Genomic DNA, 21,662 nt, shown 5'->3' with positions numbered 1-21,662 from the left:
GTCGAGCCGGTGCGCCCTACTGGCGTCCGCGCCGCTGCTGCGCCTTGCTACGCATTTCGGCGGCGGCGGCTTCCATTTCGGGGGTCACTTGGAAGTGGCCGCCGAATTTGTTCAGCGTGCCCGGCGGATACTGCGGTGTCGGCAGGATCTGGCGCAGCAGCTGCGCGGGCAGGCCGCGACGCTGCCATTCCCGCGGGTAGCCGAGCGAGACCTCCTCGAACCGCACACCGTCGTAGTGCGAAGTGCGCGGAATGTGCAGGTGGCCATAGACCGAGCAGACCACGTTGTACCGGGTGTGCCAATCGGCGGTGAGTTCGGTACCGCACCACAGCGCGAACTCCGGGTAGAACAGCACGTCCGTCGGCTGGCGAACCAATGGAAAGTGGTTGATCAGCACGACCGGCGTGCCGGGCGCGAGTGCGTCGAGCTTGCGCTTGGTCACCTGCACGCGAGCGTGGCACCACGCGTCCCTGGTCAGGTACGGCTCCGGCGAGAGAAGGAACTCATCGGTGGCCACCACATTGCGCTCCCGGGCGATGGCAAGGCCCTGGGCTTTGGTGGTCGCGCCCTCTGGCAGGAACGAATAGTCGTACAGCAGGAACATCGGTGCCAAGGTCACCGGTCCGCCGTACTCCTCGGCGCCCGCGCCGTCCCACACCGGGAACGGGTCCTCCGGCGTGAGCACGTCCAGGTCCCGGCACAGCGAGACCAGGTAGTCATAGCGCGCCACGCCGGAGATCTGCGCCGGATCCTTCGCCGTGGTCCACAGCTCGTGGTTGCCCGGCACCCAGATCACCTTGGCGAACCGGCCGCGCAGCAGCTCCAACGCCCACCGGATGTCCTCGGTCTTCTCCCCGACGTCCCCGGCCACGATGAGCCAGTCCTCCGGAGAGTCCGCCGTGATCTGCTCGACAACCGGCCGATTCCCCTGGTGCCCGACATGAATGTCGCTCACCGCCATCAACTTGGGTATCACCACACCTACCTTGGCACATCCGTTCCGATCCGCGTCCACCGACCGGCGGGGGTGTCGCTCACGACTGCACCTCGCTGACGCTCGGCTCCGTCGTGCGCGACTGCGCGCTGTGTCCCCGGCTCACTCGCTGACGCTCCCTCACGTTGGCACCTCGGCGCCGACTCGGGCCCACCGGCCGGACAGCGCACGCCACGCCACGGCGATCAGCCGCACCAGCATGAACGCGACCAGGCCGGACCAAATTCCGGCGAGCCCCCAGCCGAAGGCCAGCGACAGCCAGATGGCGGGCAGGAAGCCGAGCAATGCCGCGGTCAGCGTGGTGGTGCGCAGGTAGGCGGCATCGCCCGCACCGAGCAGGACACCATCGAGGGCGAAGACGATGCCCGCCACCGGGATCAGGGCAACGAAGAACCACCACACGACGTGGGTGCGATCCAGAACCTCCGGATCATCGGTGAACAGCGTCGGGATGGCCGCCGCCCCCACCGCGAAACAGGCCGCAAGGATGAGGCTGAAGATCTCCGACCAGCGGGTGACGCGCCGGGCCAGGTGGCGGGCGCCCACCGCGTCGCCCGCGCCGAGCGCGGCGCCGGTGAGTGTCTGCGCGGCGATGGCCAGCGAATCCAGGGTGAGCGCGAGGAAGTTCCACAGCTGCAGAACCAACTGGTGGGCGGCGACCGAGGCGGCGCCGAACCGGGCCGCGACCGCCGCAGCCGAGACGAAACAGGCTTGGAACGCGAAGCTGCGGACGATGAGATCGCGACCGAGGACGAGCTGCGCGCGCATCACCGACCAGTGCGGGGTGAGCGAAACTCGTTCACGGATCAGCGCGTTCAGGAACAGGACCGCCGTGAGAGTCTGACCGGCGACGTTCGCGACAGCGGAACCGGACAGTTCCATCCGCGGCGCACCCAGCAACCCGTGCACCAACATCGGGCAGAGGATGCCCGAAACCACAAGTCCGGCAACGACATACGCCAGCGGCCTGCGCGTCTCCTGGACGCCGCGCAGCCAACCGTTGCCCGCCATCGAGATCAAGATCAGGGGAACACCGAACAGCGCGATCCGCACCCAGGCCAGCGCGGTGGCGGCGATATCGCCGCCACCCGCGATCGCGTTCGTCAGCGGAACGGCGAAACCCTGCACCAGCACCACGATCGTGGCGCCGACCGCGAGCGCTATCCAGGTGGCCTGCACACCCTCGGCGACCGCGCCCCGGGCGTCACCCGCGCCGTGACGGCGAGCCGACCGTGCGGTAGTGCCGTAGGACAGGAAGGTCAGCTGCGAACTGGTCTGCGCCAGAATCAATCCGCCGACCGCCAGACCGGCCAGCGCGAGCGCACCGAGACGGCCGACGACGGCGAGATCGAACAGAAGATAGATCGGCTCGGCGACCAGCACGCCGAGCGTCGGCAACGCCAGACCGAGAATGCGTCTGGGGCCGGCCTCGGTGGCCGATTCGGCGCGGCCCGGTATCTGCGGCGTCTCCGGGCCGGCGACCTCCGCTTCACCGGAACCCATCGTATTCACCGAAACCTCCCTGCACGGGCGTACTCGAGGCCGCCGACGATCCACGCGATTCCCACCCTTGCATGGGGCACCGACATATTCCGTCGCCCGCAGGCCGCGCGGTATCTGGAATCGAACCATGGCGGCCGCACTTGTCGCACGACCACCGGAGTGCTCGAAGAGGGTACGGACGTCCATCGGCCGTGTGAAGACGTGCGCCCAGGCATGACGCGAACATCATCGTCCCAGGGCAAGAAGGTTGGGGCCGAGCAATCTCCGCCCGTAACCGACCGGAGTGAGGGAACCCGATCACCCTAGTGCGGCCAACAACGCGCCGACCAGATCGTCGGGCGCACCGTACGCGGTGTAGCCGGCCGCGAAGCGATGTCCGCCACCGCCCAGCGCCGTGGCCACCTCGGCGAGATCGATACCGTCGCCTGTGCTCCGCCCGCTGTCCCGCGAGCGCAGCGACACCGTCCACCGGTCGGGCACCGTACGAGATTCCTTGAATACCGCGGCGATCCCGGCTTCGGCGGTCGTGCGCACGATGTCGATCACGCTCTCGACCTCCTCCGACCGCACCCCGTCGACATCGTCACGTCGCACGAACGCATACACCAGCCCCACGCCGCCGAGCGCATCCGGCGCCAGCTGCGCGGTACCGAGCACCCGCGACAGCATCCTCAGCCAGCCGAACGGATGGGTGTCCAGCAGAGTGCGAGCGATGTCCGCGCCATCGATGCCGGTGGCCAGCAGCCGCTCCGCCAATTCGTGTGTGCCTGGCCGGACCCACCGGAACGAGCCGGTATCGGTCACCAGGCCGGCATACAGGCAATGCGCCACGTCCGGATCGATGGGCACTCGCCACGCGTCGAGCAGCCGCGCGACCACACTCGTCGTGGACTCGGCACCGGGATCGACCACGTTGATCGCACCGAAGCGCGTGTTGGACCGATGGTGGTCGATCACCAGTGTCGTGGCGGCACCGGGCAATCGGTCGGCGAGCGCACCGAGCCGCCCCCTACTGCCGCAGTCCACCGCGACGAGCAGGTCGACCGCAGCGGGCACGTCAGCGGGCGCGACCAAGTGCCGCACACCCGGCAGCGAGGTCATCGACATAGGCAACTCTGCCGGTTCGGCGAACGACACCCACACGGGGATTCCGCGCCGGTGCAGGACCAGCGCCAACGCAAGGCCGCTTCCGATGGTGTCCGCGTCGGGCTGGACATGGCAGACGACGGTGACCGAGCGTGCCGCGTCCAACGCCAGCACGGCCGCGTCCAAGTCGGCCGTTTCCCGCATCGTCGTCATCGACTACCGCATGTCACTCGTCGCCGTCGCGTTCGACCTTGTAGGGGTCGACGTCGCCCGCGTGCCTGGCGTTGGCGGCCGCCTTGGCGACCGCGTCGTCCGCGGCCCGCGCCTTGGCGAGCAGGTCCTCCATCTGCCGCGCCGCGTCGGGCACGGTGTCCAGCACGAACGCCAGCGTGGGGGTGAACTTCACCCCGGTTCCCGCGCCCACCTTTGAGCGCAACACACCCTTGGCCTTCTCCAGGCCCGCGGCAGCGCCGACGTAATCCGGTTCGGCGTCGATGGTTTCACCCATCACGGTGTAGTACACCGTCGCCTCCCGGAGATCGCCGGTGACCTTGGCGTCGGTGACGGTCACGAAACGCAGCCGCGGATCCTTCACCTCGTATTCGATCGCGGTCGCCACGATCGAGGAAATCCGCTTGGCGAGTCGGCGTGCCCTGGCTTGATCCACCATGGCCGTTTCCTCCTCACTACTAACTCTGTTCAATGGCGGCGGAAGCAGAACCCTCCGTGGTCATGCGAGTGACGGCCTCTGTGCCCGTCGCTCCCGCCGCGGTCAGTCTTCGGGTCCGAAGATCCGGCGGCGCACCGCCAGCAACTGTAACTCCGGACGTGCCGCGACGTGCCGTTCACATTTGTCCAACACCTCGGTCAGATGGCCCATGCCCGCGCTGATCATGGCCACCCCCAACACCGAGCGGCGGTACAGATCGTGTTCCCCGCCTTCGGCGGCGCTGACACCGAAGCGCTGCAATTCGGCGAGGATCGGCCGGATCACGGAGCGCTTCTGTTTCAGCGAATGCACATCGCCCAGCAGGAGGTCGAACTCCAGGGCACCCAGATACACCCACTTACCTTCTTTTGTGGTTCGGACGGCCGGTCCGGACGCCACACCTACTCGGCGCGGCGTCCGGAATCGTCTCGGTCTCAGTCGCGCGGCTTCTCACGCAGCTCGTAGGCCTCGACGATGTCGCCTTCCTTGATGTCGGAGTAGGTGACCGTCATACCGCATTCGAAGCCCTCGCGGACCTCGGTGACGTCGTCCTTCTCCCGGCGCAGCGACGAGATCGTCGTGGTTTCGGCGATCACCACGTTGTCGCGGAGCAGGCGCGCCTTGGCGTTGCGCTTGACCGAACCGGAGGTGACCATGCAGCCGGCGATATTGCCGATCTTCGACGAGCGGAAGATCGCTCTGATCTCGGCGCGACCCAGCTCGACCTCTTCGTAGATCGGCTTGAGCATGCCCTTGAGGGCCTTCTCGATCTCGTCGATGGCCTGGTAGATCACCGAGTAGTACCGGATGTCGACACCCTCGCGGTTGGCGAGCTCGGTCGCCTTGCCCTCCGCACGGACATTGAACCCGATGATGATCGCGTTGGACGCCGAGGCCAAGTTGACATTGGTCTCGGTGACGCCACCGACACCACGGTCGATGACCCGCAGCCGCACCTCGTCGTCGACCTGGATACCGAGCAGCGCCTCTTCGAGTGCCTCGACGGTACCGGAGTTGTCGCCCTTGAGGATCAGGTTCAGCTCGCTGGTTTCCTTCAGCGCGGCATCCAGATCTTCCAGGCTGATCCGCTTACGACTGCGTGCGGCCAGCGCGTTGCGCTTGCGCGCGTTACGCCGGTCGGCGATCTGCCGGGCGATCCGGTCCTCGTCGACTACGAGGAGATTGTCACCGGCACCTGGCACCGACGTGAAGCCGACGACCTGGACCGGCCGCGACGGCAGCGCCGCCTCGACATCCTCGCCGTGCTCGTCGACCATGCGACGCACGCGACCGTAGGCGTCGCCCGCGACGATCGAGTCGCCGACGCGCAGCGTGCCGCGCTGCACCAGCACCGTGGCGACCGGGCCGCGACCGCGGTCGAGGTGCGCCTCGATGGCCACACCCTGCGCGTCCATGTCCGGGTTCGCCCGCAGGTCGAGGGCGGCGTCCGCGGTGAGCAGAACCGCCTCGAGCAGCGCTTCGATGTTGATGTTCTCTCTGGCGGAGATGTCGACGAACATGGTTTCGCCGCCGTATTCCTCGGCCACCAGGTTGTACTCCGTGAGCTGCTGCCGGATCTTCTCCGGGTTCGCGCCTTCCTTGTCGATCTTGTTGACCGCCACCACGATCGGCACGTCGGCGGCCTGTGCGTGGTTGATCGCCTCCACCGTCTGCGGCATGACACCGTCGTCGGCGGCAACCACCAGGATCGCGATGTCGGTGGCCTTCGCACCGCGGGCACGCATGGCGGTGAACGCCTCGTGACCCGGGGTGTCGATGAAGGTGATGAGCCGGTCTTCCTGGCCCAGGTGGGTGAGTACCTGGTAGGCGCCGATGTGCTGGGTGATGCCACCGGCCTCGCCCTCGCGAACGTTGGTCTTGCGGATGGTGTCCAGCAGTCGGGTCTTACCGTGGTCGACGTGACCCATGACGGTCACCACCGGTGGACGCTGTTCGAGGTCTTCCTCGCCGCCCTCGTCCTCGCCGTAGGTGAGGTCGAACGACTCCAGCAGTTCGCGGTCCTCGTCCTCCGGGCTGACCACGTGCACGACGTAGTTCATCTCGCCGCCGAGCAGCTCGAGCGTCTCGTCGTTCACCGACTGGGTCGCGGTGACCATTTCGCCGAGGTTGAACAGCGCCTGCACCAGCGCGGCCGGGTTCGCGTCGATCTTCTCCGCGAAGTCCGACAGCGAGGCACCGCGGGCGAGCCGGATGATCTCGCCGTTGCCGCGCGGCAGCCGCACACCGCCGACCGCGGGCGCCTGCATCGAGTCATACTCTTGCCGCTTCTGCCGCTTCGACTTACGGCCACGACGGGGCGCGCCACCGGGACGGCCGAACGCACCGGCCGCACCACCGCGGCCGCCGGGACCACCTGGACGACCGCCGCCACCGCCACCGGGACGACCACGGAATCCACCGGCAGCGCCACCGGCGCCGGGCGCACCCGCGCCCGCACCGGGCGCACCGCTGCCACCGCCACCGCGGTAACCACCGCCACCGCCGCCGCCACCGCCGCCGGGACGACCGGCACCGGCGCCACCGGGACGACCCGGACGACCGGCACCGGGACCACCGGCACCGCCCGGACGCGCCGCACGGGACGGCATCGCACCAGGGTTCGGACGCGGCGGCATCGAGCCAGGACTCGGACGCGGACCGCCGGGACGCGGACCGCCCTGACCTGCCGCCGGACGCGCACCCTGCGCGGGACTGGGACGCGGACCACCCTGAGCGGGACCGGGACGCGGACCACCCTGCCCCGGACCGGGACGTGGACCACCCTGACCGGGGGCCGGACGCGGCGCGGGACGCTCGGGAGCCGACGAATACGGGTTGTTGCCGACGCGCGGGGTCTTCGGCCCCGGACGTGGACCGGAAGCCGCGCCGCCCGGGCGCTGCTGGCCACCCTGCGCGGAGGCAGCGGGACGCTGCTGCTGCTGACCGGGACGCGGGCCGCCGCCCGGCGTCGGACGCGGACCGGCCGGTGCCTGCGCGGGATTCGCGGTCGGGCCTGACACGGCCGAAGCCGCGGGCGCGACGGATTCCTGCACCGGCTTGGGAGACGGCCCGGGACGAGCGGCGGGTCCCGGCTTCGCGGCCGGAGACTCGTCCTTCACGGCCGGAGACTCACCCTTCACGGCCGGAGACTCGCCGGGACGAGCGGCGGGACGGGCGGTCTCCTGGGCGGCAGGCGCCGCCTGAACGGGTGCCGATGGACGGGGACCGGGGCGCGGGCCGCCGACTGCGGGCTTCGCGGCCGGACGGGCCGCCGACGGACCGGGGCGTGTACCCGATTTGCTGCCGTTCGACGGGGCCGATTTCGCCGCGAACGACTCACGCAGCCGACGCGCGACGGGTGCTTCCACCGTCGAGGACGCCGACTTCACGAACTCGCCTTGCTCCTTGAGCGTTGCGAGTAGTTCCTTGCTCGTGACACCGAGTTCTTTGGCCAACTCGTGCACGCGGGCCTTGCCTGCCACTGCTCTCCTCACTGAGAGGTCGAGCAGCGCCACCGTTTTGGGGACGGGGGCCCGCACGACCTCGGGTTATCTCCGATGGACGTTCATCGTTGGTACTTCACGGTGTGCTCATGAGTGCTCGTGCCTGTTCTCGAGGTAACGCTCCAGGGCTGAGATATCCAGTTGTCCGGACACTCGTAGTGCTCTGCCGATCGCTCGGCGTCGCTCTGCCGTGCTCAGACAAGCCGAAAAGGGGTGCAGCCAGGCACCCCGTCCGGAAAGTCTACGCCGCGGATCGGGAATGATCTCGATGAGGTGGGAGCCGTCTCCGGTCTCACGATTTCGAGCCACGATCCGCAACAGATCGACGGCCAGTTCGCGCTTCCGGCACCCGATACAGGTCCGCACGGGAGCTGCTGGACGCTGGGGCGCCGCCTGCTGCTCGGTGATGCGGTCAAGCAAAGGAACCGAAGGCTCGGACTGAACCTTCGACCACTCTACCGCTGCCCCGCTCGGAACGCCGAACCCCTCCCCCACGGAAGTTACCAACATGTCATCCCGAGCATTCCACGGACAGGTTTCCGTCAACTGCGGTGCGCCTCCGTTCGAACCGATCCACCACCCATGTCGGGTGCGGCGTCGCTGCGTATATCGATGCGCCACCCGGTAAGTCGCGCCGCGAGGCGGGCGTTCTGCCCCTCCTTGCCGATAGCCAGCGAGAGCTGGAAATCGGGGACCACGACGCGGGCCGCGCGGGCTTCTGGGTCCACAATAGTGACGGAAACCACTTTCGACGGTGAGAGCGCGTTGCCGACGAAGGTCGCCGGGTCGTCGGCGTAGTCGATGATGTCGATCTTCTCGCCGGCCAGCTCGCTCATCACGTTGCGCACGCGCTGCCCCATCGGGCCGATACAGGCGCCCTTGGCGTTGACGCCGGGCACGGTGGTGCGCACGGCGATCTTGGAGCGGTGGCCCGCCTCACGCGCCACTGCGACGATCTCCACCGACCCGTCGGCGATCTCGGGCACCTCCAGCGCGAACAGCCGCCGCACCAGATTCGGGTGGGTGCGCGACAGCGTGATCTGCGGACCGCGCTGCCCTCGGGAGACGCCGACGACGTAGCACTTGATCCGGTCTCCGTGTTCGTAGGTCTCCCCCGGCACCTGCTCGGCGGGCGGGATCAGCCCCTCGGCGCCGTGCAGCTCGCTGCCGATGCGCACCACGATCGTGCCGCGGGCGTTGGCGCGCGCGTCGCGCTGCACCACGCCGCCGACGATATCGCCTTCGTGCGTGGAGAACTCGCCGAAGGACTTCTCGTTCTCCGCGTCCCGCAGCCGCTGCAGCACGACCTGGCGCGCGGTGGTCGCCGCGATGCGGCCGAACCCCTCTGGGGTGTCGTCCCATTCGGAGATCACGTTGCCGTCGACGTCCAGCTCGCGGGCCATCACCCGGACCACACCGGTCCTCTGGTTGATGTCGATGCGGGCGTTGGGCTGATGCCCCTCGGTGTGGCGGTACGCGGTGAGCAGCGCCGACTCGATCGCGGAGATCACGGTCTCGATCGAGATCCCCTTGTCGGCGACTATCGCGCGCAGGGCTTCGATTTCGATATTCATTCCACGATCCCTTCGGTCGGCGAATCGGACGCTGTTACGGATTCGGGTTGTGCATTCGGTGTTCCTCGGACATCAGCGGCGTTGTCGACCGCTCCCGCATCTTCCTGGCCCGGGTTCGGACGCCCCGGGACGACTCCGCCGGCGAGTTCCAGCTCCCGCGCGCCGGGTGGGGAGAACTCGACTTGGACGACGGCCGCGGCGATGTCGGCGAGCGGGACGGTCACCCGGTGCGGGTTCCGTTTACCGCCGAGCACCAGCGCCACCGAATCATCGGCGAGGGCACCGACCCTGGCCTCGAATGTCGCCGACCCCTCCGGGGACTGCGCGCCCTTGTGTAGCGAGATCCGCACCTTCCTGCCGCGCGCCCGGCGCCAGTGCCGGACCGCGGTCAGCGGGCGATCGATGCCCGGAGTCGAGACTTCCAACAGGTAGGGCGTCTCGCCGAACTCGCCCGCGTCGTCGAGCTGGACCGACAGTTCCGAGCTGAGCATGGCGATAGAGTCGAGATCGGAGGTGTCGTCGCTGTCCACCGTCACCTTCACTCGAGCCTGCACATCCGCATGCTTGCCCGACGTCGAGATCTCGACACCCTCGAGGTCGTATCCTCGGCGCTCGACGAGTCCAGCAACGAGCTGGCTCACCCTTTCCTCGGTCGGCATCGGCATGTGGGGCGGCTCCTGGTTCAGTTGTGACGTGGTGGGAAATTTCTCTACCGAAGGTCTAGCGTAACGCGCCCCGAGAGTGTAAGGGACCGGCGGTCGAGGAGTACGCGCGCCACGGCCGACACCTCGTCCGGTGGCGTGCGGTGAATCTGGCACGATGATGCCGTGCGCATCCGCCTTCCCGCCCCGCCGCGTGCCGGGTGCATATCCGGCATCCCCTCCGACCTGAGCGAGCCTCGTCGCGCCACCCTGGACCGTCGCGGCGCGCTACGTCTGGCGGGCGGAGGAACCGTCGGAATCCTCGCCATCGGCGCGCTGGCGGGCTGCGGCACCGACGACGTGGTGCACGAACCGGATCCCCTTGCCGCGCAGGAAGTCCTGGCTCGCGCCGACGCGGCGGCGGCGACCGCGGCCATCGCGCTGGCGCCGCAACGGCACGCCGCGCTGACCACGGTCGCTGCCGAGCGCACCGCGCACGCCGACGCGCTGAAGGCCGAGATCGATCGTGTGATCGGCGTGTACGGCGACGGCACCAAGCCGGTGCACCGCACCCGCGCCAACGGCCCAGCCCGGCCCTCGAGCCCGTCCGCCGTGGCTTCCGGCAGCGCCGTGCCGCCCGGTGTCGAGGCACTGCGCGCCCAGCTGTCGGAGTCCCAGAAGTCGGCCGCCGACCTCGCCCGCACCCAGTCCGGGTACCGCGCCGGGTTGCTGGCCTCGATCAGCGCGGCCTGCGCCGCCCAGGCAGGGGTGCTGCTCGCGTGACCGACACCGAACGCCAGGCGCTGCTGGAGGCGCTGAACGCCGAGTATGGCGCGGTGTACGCCTACGGGGTGATCGCCGCGTACGCTTCGCCAGAACGAACCCGATTGATCGCCGAGCACACCGCCGCGCACCGCGCACGGCGCGACAGCACCGCCGACGCGCTCGCCGCCAGCGGCGCGACCGTGCCACCGCCGGACGCCGCCTACACGGTGCCGTTCCCGGTCACCGATCCGATCCCGGCCGCACGGCTCGCCGCGACCGTGGAGTCCGACACCGCCGTCGCCTGGCGCTCGGTGGTGGAACACGGCGAATCCGAATCCGTCCGCCGCACCGGTGTCGACGCGCTCACCGAAACCGCGGTCCGCCTGGCCCTCTGGCAGTCGATTCTCGGCGCCAATCCACCGACGACCGCGTTTCCCGGCAAAGCCTGATCACGATCAACCCGAAAACCATTGGGCCACATGTGTTGTCGGCGTTCACGGAAGTCCCGGATCAGCTCCGGGACCACCGCTTACCTCGAAACTCGGTCCCTATGGGCGCATTTCGTAGGCGCCGTCGTAGGTTGCGACCTCGGCCCACACGCGGTCGAACCGTGGCCGGTCCGCAACCGGCGGGCGCAGCGCGGACGCGGCCCACCCCTGCTGGCCGGGGGTTGCCGACGGCTTGCCGTAGAGCGTGGTGGCGTAGGTGTTGAAATCGCGGACTTGGAAGTCGAAGATCTGGTCGATCAGGTCGCGGTCCAGGCCGGTGATCGCAGCCTGCTCCAGGATCAGCTGGCCGTAGACCACCAAGGAGAACAGGTGGCCGATGGTCAGCATGAAGTCCAGATCCTTCTGCTGCTCGGCGTCGGGCGCCGCGATGGTCAGCAACGTGCGCAGCTCCTGCGCCTGCTCGTAGAAGCGGCCGACGTTGGGGATGTCGGCGTGCTTCTCGTACACCGGATTCCAGTCCGCGAACTGCACCTTGCCCGCGCCGCGGGCCGGGCCCTGCCGCCAGAAGAAGTCGTCGTCGGCCGCGTCTTGCCGGGTGCCGATTTCCGGGTAGTCCTTCGGATTGAAGAGATAGTTCGGCATGAACTTCAGGATCTGGCCGACGTTCACGTGCACTGTGCCCTCCAGCCGCGGCAGCGTGTTGATCAGCCGCTGTACCTCGGCGAAGTACGTGTTCTTTTCGAAACCTTTGGCAGCCAGCACATCCAGCAGCAGCGTCATGACCGTCTCCCCCTCGGAAGTCACCTTCGACTTCGTCATCGGGTTGAACAGCAGGTACCGGCGGTCCTCCAGGCTCGCGCTGCGGAAGTAGTCGACGGCGCGGTCGCTGAACAGCTTCATCGCGACGATGCGCGCGTAGGCGTCGACGAAGTTCGTGCGCACATGCGGGAAGTCGGTGACCGGATTGCCGTACAGGATGCGGTTGTCGGCGTGCGTGATCGCCTCGTAGAACGAATGCTCGACCATGCCGATCCCGCCGTGGCAGAGGTTGAACTTGCCCACGTTGACGGTGTTCAGCGCCGCGGAGAACGCCTCAGGGCCGGTGTGCAGGATGTCCCCGGCGCGCACCGGATAGTTCTCCAGGCGAAAGGTGCTGACGTACATCTGCTGGTGCACGACGTTGCCGAGCAGGCGGTAGTTCTCGTGCCGGGAGTCGGCGGCGAACCACACGTATCCGTCCGCGCCCTCGATGTCGGCGCGGCGAGAGAAGACCGAAACCATACTCGCCACGTTGCCGTTGCCGATGTAGTACTTCTCGCCGTTGGCGCGGAAGAGGATTCCCGCCTCGGCGTCGGCGCCGCCCGGCTCGGTCGGCGTGAGAACCAGATCCGTGTGGTAGATATCGGCGCCGTGCGTCTGCTCGGACAGGCCGAACGCCATCACCTCGCCGGCGGCCAGATCGGCGGCGGCGCGCTTCTTGGCGTCCTCGTTATCGCTCTGCCAGATCGGACCGAGACCGAGGATGGTCACCTGTTCGGCGTACCAGTAGGCCAAGCCGTAGAAGCCGAAGATCTCCGCCAGCGCCGCGTTGCGCGCCGCGTCCCAGCGCCGGTTCGGATCGCCGTCGGCGTAGGCGGCCGGGGTCAGGAAGGTGGCGAACAGCTTTTCCTTCCTGACGAAGTCGAGGAATTCCGCAATCCACACCGCGTTCGCGTCATCGGCGAGCAACCGCTGCTTGCCGCGCCCCTCGAACCACTCGATGGTGGCGCGCAGCAGCCGTCGCGTCTCTACGTCGAACTGCTGCGGATCATAGGTGGCCGGGTTGAACAACCGCGCGTCGCTATTTGCCATGCCGGTTAACTTACCAGCGAGTAATCGCAGCGTTTACCGGGTATGCGGATTTCTGACCAGCAAATTCACGCTACGCCTGCAAGGGTAGCCGCCGCCCGATTTGTGGCATCGCACCCCTTCGAGCGGTCTGCCGGGCTGCATCCTGCCCGAGCGGCCATAAAGGGACCGGAACGCCTGATTTCGTAAGCACATGGGCAACTCCATGTACTCGCATCGAACTAGGGTGCGATGGTTGTCGTTGTCAAGAGTTGGCAGCGTTGGGTACCGATGCCGCCGCAATCAGGGCCGGTGTCAGCTGTTGCGGGGTGACACCCTCGAGCATCCCTGCCATATGCGCTCGAATGCCGCCAGGACTCCACGCAACGTCACTGCGGCGTCAGCGATGGCTTCGGCCCGTTCCTTCAGGGTGCGGGCTTTCTCGGCCAGATCGCGGCTCAGGGCGGCCAATTGCGGTGGCAGCTCGAACGCCTCGTTCATCGGTTGATGGGTGCTGTGGCGGTGGGGGGCCGGGTCGCCCAGCCCGCTCGGCGCAGATCCACGGTGGGTGCATTGCTCCGGTTCACCGAGCGCAATGCGCGATGCACCTGATACACGAGAGCAGTGTCGTGCTGGTGTCCGAGCAGGAACGGACTGGCAGTACCACCCAAGCTCCGATACCTGTCCCGCATGGACTCCAGGCCGGACAGCACGACCGGGTCCACCGTTGCCCCGAGCCGTTCCAGCTCGGCAACCATCTCGCCGTATCGGACGCTTCCGTCCTCGACGGTAGCAGCCCACTGTGAACCTGTTGTGTACAAGTCATTTTCGAAAGGACCGGAGATCATGCTCGGAGGTAGACCGGCCTTCTCCAGTCCCCATACCAGGAGCGCTCTCGACGTGGAGCCGTTGAGGTCGAAGTTTTTGGGGTGGTCCCCCACATACCGCCGCTGCAGATCGGAATTGACCCGATAAGGGTCGAATCCGAACTCTCGTATGGATTCGTTGTACCAGCGACACAACGAATCCAACTGGTGGCGTGTCTCCTCGGCGCTACCGAAGCTCGGATAGATCAATATCCCGTTCTCTTGCGTCGGGGTGGTCGGCGGCCGGAAGGCCCGCAGCGGATCCTCCTCGATGGCCCGAAGCTCCTCTTCGGTGGGTGACCGCTCCAACCGGCGCACCGCTACGGCTCCCGGCACACCCGCAACACGCGGCTCGAAAACCACCCCGTGCGGGCCGAACTCGAACGGGCCGGGCACATACGTCAGCATGGGATTCGCCTCGATAGCGGCAATTTCGCTCTCGGTGAGCGGCCAATGAATCATGCCGAAACCACCGGTCCCCCGTTTGAGCACGGCCGCCCACTCCAGATTGCGCCGGATCATCAGCCTCCGGTGGATTTCCAGGATGAACTCCACGGTCAGGTCCTGATCCAGACGCTGCCTCGCATACAGCCGGGCATCCAGCCAGCCCGCCCACCCCTCGGGACCGTCGAAGACCTCTCCGGGCCGCTCTTGGCCCGAGATGAGCAGCAGGTCCCGGTACGACTCCTCCACGTACAGGCCGAGTTCCAGCGCACGCTCAGCATCGGTATGTATCCCGTTCGCCGCCTCCAGCACCCCGATCTGGTAATGGATATCAGCGTCCAGGAAGCCAGGCTCGGCACTCGGGTCGACCGGATCGCCGTGCGGCGCCTGCGGATACCCGTCCCCGCTCTGATCCGGCCGGTCACCGATGCGGCGATGCGCGTTCGGCCCGAAGACAGATCCCGCTCCCAGCCTTCTCGCCGGACCGCGCTGCGCCTGCACCTCGGCGCTCTCGAACTCGTCCATCGCCGCACCGTCGGCATCGATGCCCGCCACGTGGACTTTCGCGAAGCCGACCCAGCCGGAAACGACCCAGTTGTCGACTGCCTCGCCGCGCAACAGGCCGCCTCTGGCGTTGTCGAAGACGACCACCTCGCCCACCTCGAAGGTTTCGCCGCGCACCGAGGGAGGTAGGGCGTTCATCTTCCTGGCGAAATCTTCGTCCACCCGCGCCACCGCGAAGGCGTGGCCGAGGCCGTTGCCCGCGGGGTCGACGCCGCCTACCAGGACGCCGCCGACTTGGCGGACGTGTTCGACCATGGCGGCCAAGCCGGCGATGCCGATGCCGAAATATTGCTCGGCCCAACCGATCTTCATACCCGCTACGAGCTCGACCTTGCCCATGCCGGACTGCGCGATGGCCTTGTTGTTCACATCCGCCGGAGTCATCGCCGCGCCCGCATTGCCGGGGGCGGCGTCGCGGACGAACCATTGCACCAGCGGACCGCAATTGAACGGGCCGACTTCGCGGTCCGGCGCGTGCCCGGTGACGTTCATCCACTTCACGAAACCGTCGCCTTCCGGCGGCAACGTCGAGCGGCGGGCCATCGGGTCCGGCAACTGCCGAGGGGGCGCCGGGGGCGGCTCCGGAGTGCGCTTCCCCCGGAGAGCCTTTTGCGGCATCAGACCCGAATGCCGACGATGTGGACGTGGAACCGGGGTGCGCTGCAGCGACGGGACGGTGTTGTCGCTGCTGTCGGAGTCGGCGGGCAGCGCGCGGTGGATCGCTCGATTCGTGAACGATCGCGGCGGCGGCTCCGAGTCGTTGTCCGGCACAGTTCCGCGGCGGCGGGAGTAGTCCGCTGCAACATCGACCGGCGGCAGCTGTCGCAGGGCTTCGCGGATTTCCACCGCGGCACGTGGGCGGTCGGTGATCACCACGTCCACCCGGGTGTCGTGCAGCAGGCCTACGATGCCCTCGTCGTCGTTGACCGTCCACACCATGGTGAACAGGCCGTTTTCCGCGCATTGGCGCAGCACGCTGGCCTTGGCGGTGCGGTGATACACCGCCACCCCGTCGGCGCCGCAAGCACGGATTCGCTTGAGCGGGAAAATATTTCCGACTATCGACAGCGCGGTGCGAACCTCGGGGAAGTCGCGGGAAATGGTGGCGATGGACTCGTCTACCAGGCTGGTGACGATGAAACCGTCCGCGCCGAAATGCCGAATCGCCAGTTCGACCACTTCATGTTCATAACCGCTCTCTTTCAGGTCCAGATGGCCGACTGCCCGCCCGGCCAACAGCGCCATCGCCTCATCGACTTTCGGAACCTGGTACCCCAGCAGTTCGCATAATTCCTCGTAGTCGAGGTCAGCCAGTTTCGGGCCACTGAACCGGCCCAGCTTGCCGTTGTGGAAGGAGACCAGAGTGCCGTCCCGGAGCTTGCGGATGTCCAGTTCCACATACTTCGCGCCGCTGTCCAAAGCGTCCCGGTAGGCCGCCATGGTCTCCGGCTTTTCTCGTTCATTCCCACCCCGGTGGGCCGAGATCGCCGGGCCGGCAACCTGTTCCCGCCCCGGCAGGAAGGGCATCCGGGACTTTTCGACCAGTGTCGGCAATGGATGGGCGTCCGGGGCGTAGCGGTCGGTGCCGTCGCCGACCTTGCGGTCGTTTTCCGGGTCGTTCACCGCGGACGCGAAGGTGCTCTGCCACAGGTTGGGTTCGGCGATGCCGGGGCGATGCGGGACCAGCGTCACTTCTTCGTTGCGGCCGAGGCCGATCCACGCCATGTTCCGCAGCGATTCCACCGGTTCACCAAGGGAGAACCAGTAGTAGGCCATGTGCTGCCGGATGCCCTTGAGCGGCCGTCGGTCGGCCGGGAATCCGGAGGCTGCGCGTAAGGCGCCGAACCCATCGGTGGCCGGGTCCACCCCCAGTCCACTGTTGAGCAGCCGCCCACGCAATCCCGGGGTGTTCGCACCGAACTTGGTGACCTGGTCGTCCGGCCCGGCGAACGCGAACACGGAGCCGTCCGCGAGGCCGATCTCCTTGACATTGCGCACTGGCCCGGTTCCCGGGGCGGCCACGAACGCCACACTTTTCACCCCGTGCTCGGCTAACCGGCCGCTGCGCACCGCGAACCCGGTGGCCGCCGCACCGTAGCTGTAGCCGAACAGGTGGATATGCGGCGCCTCGCCGGGGGCCAGGACCGCCCGGGTCGCGGTCAACGAGGCGACCTGGGTCGCCAACTTCCGTCCGCCCTGCTGTGCCAGCCGGGTGGACGCCATTTGCGGCACCACCAACGGCCCGGCGGGGGCGCGGTATCCGTTCCACAGCACCGAGGCCACCGAGGCCTGCGGGTCCAGCTGCAACATCTCCGCCATGTGGTTGCCCGCATTGGTGATGTTGAAGCCCATCAACAGTCGCTGGGTGGACCCGACACCCGGGGTGTGCAGCGAAATATGGCCCGCCTTGTCGACATCGCCGTACGCCAGGGCGTATTTCTGCTCGCTGCCCGGTGCGCCGAAGTCGTAGGCCAACAGATGCACCACCGGCGACCCCAGCATCCGGGCCGCCCGGCGCTGGGCGGCGGCTATCTGGCGCACGGTGTTCCACAGGTTGCGGATCCGGGGCCCGACCACGCCGTTGCCATGTCGGTTCCAGTGCTCCAGCATTCGGCCGATGAACAGACGGTTGGCCCGGTCACGCGCCCACGCCGCGATGCCATCGGCATTGCCGATGTGCCGCGGGTGCTGGCGGATCAGTACCTTCTTCTCGTCCTCGGACAAAGCATGCCACCACTGAGCCACCGCGGTGGCATGCGCCTCGGCACCGAGCACCGGTGCCTTCAGCCCCGAATAATCCTTGTGCGGCAACGTTTCCGGGTCTTCGGCACGGTTCCACTTGCGCAGCGCGGTCGCCGCGAGTTCCTTTTCCGCATCGGTGAGCGGCGGGTCCGGTTCCAGAACCTCGGCCAACTCTTCCGCGGTCGGTGCGGCGGGGTGATCGAATGCCGCGGGCCGGTGCGCCGCGGAACGGTGCGGGGCGCCTGCCACGATCGGATTCGGATCGTCCGGTGCTCGCGGTGCGGCGTTTCCGGTGCCCGGGTCCTGGCCGTACCGTCGGCCTTCCGGCATCGACGCCATCGGCTTCGACCCGGGCGGACGGGGCAGCGTGACCCGTTTGCCGCCCTCCACCGCAACGGCCCACACCCCGGTCGGTTTCGGGCGATCGGTGCGCCACTGTTCGAACGGAATCTCCTGTGCGTCCGCGCCTTTTCCGATCCGGACGACCACTTGGCCCTTGCCCTCGTGCACCAACAGGGCCGCATGCCCCATCCCGGTCTCGTCGTACACCTCGAACATCACTGCAGCGGCACCCGGCTTGCGCCGGGCCAAGGCGCGCACCACTTCGTCCCGGGTTTCGAATCCCGGTGGCCGGTAACCGTCCAGCGCTTCGATGATCAGATGGCCGGACACCCCGTCCATCCCCGCCTCGGCCAGTACCTCCCACTTCACCAGCTGCCCCGGCCGGACCTGCTGCTGATCCTCCAATTCCTCGAATGCCACCGGAACGCAGTCATTGGCATGGTCAGACCCGGCGAGGGGGTGGGTTCGGGACACGGCGCGGTCGAAGTCAGCAACGACGTCGGCGACTTGGCGCATCTCCTGCGCATGCGACAACTGGGTGATGCCTACCCGTTCCGACAAAGCGACCATCCGGTCATCGGCTGAAGCCGTCTGCACCAGGCCTGCGCTGCCGTCCTGCGGGTAAAGCCGAATCCGCACCCCGCCGGGGTACGCCGCGGCCAGTTTGGCCATATCCTGGGCCAGCTGATCCGGGTCGACGCCCTGCCAAATCCCTACCTGCTGCGGGCCGCTTTCTTCATGGGCGATCCGCTGGGTGAGTTCGAGTCGGCCGTTGTGCAGGCCGCGACGCAGGTTTTCCGGGGTCGGTTCGGTCGCGGTGACGAGAACCGTTATCTCCGTCGGGTCGGGTACTCCCATCGTGACGAAGGAACGCGCCCGGGAATCCAGACGCACCGGCAGTGCCACCGGGCGCACCGACAGCTCGAACTCGTCGCCCCATTCCTCCGCCAGGGTTCGGGTTGCCCGAGCAGCTCGGTTCAATTCCGCCAACACCGCAGAAAGTCTTACCGCAGAGCTTGTTTCCGTAGCACGGAGTGCCAACCAACGCATCCAGGCAGCCGGTCGACTCGGTTCTTCGATACTGATCAATTCGGCGGCCATCTCGAGGGCGAGCAAGTCCGGCGTTTGCACATCGGTATCCGGCACCTGCGGCAGTGCAAAGGGATCCGCCGCTTGTTCCGAGGGCCGCTCCCAGATCTCCTCGGCAATGTCGAGCAACCGTTCCCGGACTGTCCGGGCCACTTCGACTCCGTCGCCCTGGCCGATCAGTTCGATGTCCGGCGGGTTCGCAGACCGTTGTGCCAACAGTCGAGTCAGCTCTCGGGACAAGGCATCCGCGTCGGCGTGCACCAGGTCGACCGTATGTGCAGCTCGCCCCTCGGGCAGCAGATCATCGTCGTACCTGAGCACCACGACGACCGCCACCGAACCCCGAGCTTGCTGTTCGGCGACGTACCCGGCGAGTGATTCCGCCTGCTGGGACAGGGTGTACAACTCGGTCGCCGTCTCGGCCACGTACCCGATCACCGTGTCCGCGGTAGCGGCATCGCCGTATTCGAGCACTATCCGCCCCTGATCACCGGCCTGCTCGCCCCGGCTGTAGTCCAACAGCCGCACCGGCCCGACACCGTGGTCTGCGGCTGCGGTGTCGACATCCCGCAACGCGTCGTCCAACGCTTCCAGCTCGGCCAACCGCACCGAGTCGAAACGTCCAATCGTGCTATTCAACTCGGTTGCCGCATCAAGCCGGTTGACGGCATCGCGTTCCCCGGAATCGGTTGGCCGGGCGGCTGCGCGCTCTTGCGCTTTGGCCAGCGGATAACGGCTCTCGACGAGTTCGGCGAACTGGCGGTACAGCTGGGTGCGGTAGTCCGGGTCGTTCGAGTCGGCGTCGATCAGCCGGATGTCGACAATCTCCAGCGCGCGGACCAGTTCATACAGCGAATGGTGTTGCAGGCCGACGAATGCGAGCACCGCGAACATGAAGTCGCGCCGGTCGAAGTCTGGGATGGTGTCGGCTTTCAGCCAATCCATCAGGACCATGAGGCGCACGATGCTGCCCGCGATACCCGCGGTCAGCGGCACCTTCTTGGCTACCGCGGTTTCCTGGAACCACTGGCTGCCCGGGATGAATTCGACCAACGCGGTGCCCTGCACCCAGGGCAAGGACACGTCGTAATTCTGGTAGTTCACGTTCGGGACCTTGGCGGGTGAAATCGGGCCCAGGTCCTGGAAGACCACCACCCGAATCACCTTGGGCAGCCCGTCGTCGTCGAGCACCCGCTTCCCGTTCGAGTACTCGTAGTGCACCTCGACGTGATGGACGTGTCGGCCTTCGGCGCGCAACTGTGCTTCCAGTGCATCCGCGTCCACCCGGGCGGGCCGGTCCCGATCGCCGCCTTCGCGAGGCAACGGATACTCCGACTGCAACGTGGTTTTACGCAGTAGCCGCAGTTCATGGGCGGGGATCGCTTCCAACTCCCGGCGCGAAAGCGGGGGCTGGCCCATGGCCATCAGGTTGCCCACCGTCAATGCCCGCCGCCGTTGCTCGCCCTCGGGCCGGTCGGGCATGACCGTCTGCTTTCCGCGGCTGCGGAAATATTCTTTCAAGGCATCTTTGGCCCGGGGAGTGCCACGGGCGAGGTGACCGACATCGCCGCGAAGGTCATTCTCGCGGATGTCTTCGGGCCGTTTCACCCCTACCAGGGATTTCCAGACCGGCTGCAATGCCTCGCTGCTCAATAATCCGACCGCATCGACCGCCTCCTGCACCAGGTCCCAGTCCGGAGCATTGAATAGCTTGGCGATCCCCTCGTTCAGGGTGGTGCCCGCCGCGTTGTGCACTTCCGCATTGCGGACCGCGAGGTTGAGCAACGCGGCCATCAGCTCGCGCTGGTTCCCGTACCGACGCAACTCCTCCACCGTGGTGTACCGCGGAACCATGTTTCCCCACATGTCCGGGTTACGCACCGTCGGTTCCTTGACGTACACGTTGTAGGCGAACAATGCCTCGTCGAGCTCTTCCTGCGACGCATTCGGAAACAGTTTCTTCTGCACCTCGATCGCCCGATTCAGCATCGCCAAAGTCGCTGCGCGCAACGGCTTTTGGCCGTACAACCGACGGAATATCGAGACCTCGACCTCGGTCCGCAGATCCCGCCAGGAGGTGTTTTCGTCGATTTCCAGAGCGGAATCAAGGCGGCGACCGACCCACTCCGGGAATCCGACGCCGATGTCACCATCGTCGGTGAGCGGGGTTTCGGCGACACCGTTCTCGAACACGATGCCCGCATAGCCGACCGCACCCGCAGGTGGCGCCCAGTCCGCGAAGGTCACGTCGATCACGTCGTCGCCGATGCCCTCGTGTACCCGGATCTCGCCGGTCTCCGGGCCTTTGTAGACCACGAACAGGTGACCACCGGCATCCCCACCGAAGTTCACCGCACCGAACACCACCTTGCCCTTACGGGCTTCGGCGGCCATCTCGCCCACATCTGCGAACTCACGCCATTTGCCGCGGGCCCGCTCCGCGATCTCCCGGCCGGACATGCCCTGGGTCCGGATGAGTTCTTCGTTCAGGTCTCTGAGGTCGACCTGCAATCCCAGCCGCTCGTGCCCGAACCGGAGGGAAATCGGGCCGCAGTTCCGTGGCG

At 67.3% G+C, this 21,662-nt stretch carries 14 protein-coding genes (1 of these 14 running past the window's edge); 2 read left to right on the top strand and 12 right to left on the bottom strand.

What is annotated here, in order from left to right; genetic code table 11:
* Positions 1-16 precede the first annotated feature (16 nt).
* The 9 genes from AB0H00_RS04065 to rimP all read right to left on the bottom strand — a co-directional run bounded on the left by AB0H00_RS04065 (position 17) and on the right by rimP (position 10,034).
* The gene (locus tag AB0H00_RS04065) at positions 17-976 is read right to left on the bottom strand and encodes a metallophosphoesterase (protein WP_357260522.1); all 960 of its coding nucleotides are present in this window, start codon (positions 974-976) and stop codon (positions 17-19) included.
* A gap of 138 nt (positions 977-1,114) precedes the next feature.
* Complete coding sequence (locus AB0H00_RS04060) at positions 1,115-2,497, bottom strand: MATE family efflux transporter (protein WP_357262308.1); 1,383 nt, start codon at positions 2,495-2,497, stop codon at positions 1,115-1,117.
* Between the two features lie 297 nt (positions 2,498-2,794).
* Complete coding sequence (locus AB0H00_RS04055) at positions 2,795-3,796, bottom strand: bifunctional oligoribonuclease/PAP phosphatase NrnA (RefSeq protein ID WP_357260519.1); 1,002 nt, start codon at positions 3,794-3,796, stop codon at positions 2,795-2,797.
* A gap of 13 nt (positions 3,797-3,809) precedes the next feature.
* On the bottom strand, positions 3,810-4,253 hold the full coding sequence (gene rbfA, locus AB0H00_RS04050) for a 30S ribosome-binding factor RbfA (protein WP_357260516.1): 444 nt from the start codon (positions 4,251-4,253) through the stop codon (positions 3,810-3,812).
* Between the two features lie 102 nt (positions 4,254-4,355).
* Positions 4,356-4,646, bottom strand: a complete 291-nt coding sequence (locus tag AB0H00_RS04045; protein WP_357260513.1) for a DUF503 domain-containing protein — start codon at positions 4,644-4,646, stop codon at positions 4,356-4,358.
* A gap of 80 nt (positions 4,647-4,726) precedes the next feature.
* Positions 4,727-7,774 (bottom strand): translation initiation factor IF-2, encoded by a 3,048-nt coding sequence (gene infB, locus AB0H00_RS04040; protein WP_357260510.1) that lies wholly within the window; start codon positions 7,772-7,774, stop codon positions 4,727-4,729.
* A gap of 108 nt (positions 7,775-7,882) precedes the next feature.
* The gene (locus AB0H00_RS04035) at positions 7,883-8,203 is read right to left on the bottom strand and encodes a YlxR family protein (protein ID WP_357262304.1); all 321 of its coding nucleotides are present in this window, start codon (positions 8,201-8,203) and stop codon (positions 7,883-7,885) included.
* Between the two features lie 134 nt (positions 8,204-8,337).
* Positions 8,338-9,369: a transcription termination factor NusA gene (gene nusA, locus AB0H00_RS04030; RefSeq protein WP_357260506.1), complete on the bottom strand. Its 1,032-nt coding sequence runs from the start codon at positions 9,367-9,369 to the stop codon at positions 8,338-8,340.
* On the bottom strand, positions 9,366-10,034 hold the full coding sequence (gene rimP, locus AB0H00_RS04025; protein WP_357260503.1) for a ribosome maturation factor RimP: 669 nt from the start codon (positions 10,032-10,034) through the stop codon (positions 9,366-9,368). The genes nusA and rimP overlap by 4 nt, the downstream gene beginning before the upstream one ends.
* A gap of 162 nt (positions 10,035-10,196) precedes the next feature.
* Here rimP and AB0H00_RS04020 point away from each other — a divergent pair, with 162 nt between their 5' ends.
* Complete coding sequence (locus AB0H00_RS04020) at positions 10,197-10,793, top strand: hypothetical protein (RefSeq protein ID WP_357260501.1); 597 nt, start codon at positions 10,197-10,199, stop codon at positions 10,791-10,793.
* Positions 10,790-11,224, top strand: coding sequence for a ferritin-like domain-containing protein (locus AB0H00_RS04015; RefSeq protein ID WP_357260498.1), 435 nt, complete (start codon positions 10,790-10,792; stop codon positions 11,222-11,224). Before AB0H00_RS04020 ends, AB0H00_RS04015 begins: the two co-directional genes overlap by 4 nt.
* A 99-nt stretch (positions 11,225-11,323) precedes the next feature.
* Here the strand turns inward: AB0H00_RS04015 and AB0H00_RS04010 are convergent, their stop codons facing one another.
* The 3 genes from AB0H00_RS04010 to AB0H00_RS04000 all read right to left on the bottom strand — a co-directional run.
* Complete coding sequence (locus AB0H00_RS04010) at positions 11,324-13,075, bottom strand: acyl-CoA dehydrogenase family protein (protein WP_357260495.1); 1,752 nt, start codon at positions 13,073-13,075, stop codon at positions 11,324-11,326.
* Positions 13,076-13,366: 291 nt separating this feature from the next.
* Entirely contained in the window at positions 13,367-13,552 is a 186-nt protein-coding gene (locus AB0H00_RS04005) for a hypothetical protein (RefSeq protein ID WP_357260492.1), read from the bottom strand.
* Positions 13,549-21,662 carry the 3' end of a LacI family DNA-binding transcriptional regulator gene (locus AB0H00_RS04000; protein ID WP_357260489.1) on the bottom strand. It continues 74,797 nt past the right edge of the window, so the window shows 8,114 of its 82,911 coding nt (coding positions 74,798-82,911); its start codon lies beyond the right edge, outside the window — the gene reads right to left on this strand; the stop codon is at positions 13,549-13,551. Before AB0H00_RS04000 ends, AB0H00_RS04005 begins: the two co-directional genes overlap by 4 nt.

Source organism: Nocardia sp. NPDC023852, assembly GCF_040639505.1.
In the GTDB taxonomy this organism is placed as follows: Bacteria; Actinomycetota; Actinomycetes; order Mycobacteriales; family Mycobacteriaceae; genus Nocardia.
Note: the sequence above shows the minus strand (reverse complement) of the source record. Positions and strands in the feature narration are given on the sequence as shown.

Excerpts from the sequence above, each read along its gene's own strand:
- AB0H00_RS04060 (WP_357262308.1), bottom strand. The coding sequence starts at position 2,497 with ATGGGTTCCGGTGAAGCGGAGGTCGCCGGCCCGGAGACGCCGCAGATA.
- AB0H00_RS04055 (WP_357260519.1), bottom strand. The coding sequence starts at position 3,796 with ATGACGACGATGCGGGAAACGGCCGACTTGGACGCGGCCGTGCTGGCG.
- rbfA (WP_357260516.1), bottom strand. The coding sequence starts at position 4,253 with ATGGTGGATCAAGCCAGGGCACGCCGACTCGCCAAGCGGATTTCCTCG.
- nusA (WP_357260506.1), bottom strand. The coding sequence starts at position 9,369 with ATGAATATCGAAATCGAAGCCCTGCGCGCGATAGTCGCCGACAAGGGG.
- rimP (WP_357260503.1), bottom strand. The coding sequence starts at position 10,034 with ATGCCGATGCCGACCGAGGAAAGGGTGAGCCAGCTCGTTGCTGGACTC.
- AB0H00_RS04010 (WP_357260495.1), bottom strand. The coding sequence starts at position 13,075 with ATGGCAAATAGCGACGCGCGGTTGTTCAACCCGGCCACCTATGATCCG.
- AB0H00_RS04005 (WP_357260492.1), bottom strand. The coding sequence starts at position 13,552 with ATGAACGAGGCGTTCGAGCTGCCACCGCAATTGGCCGCCCTGAGCCGC.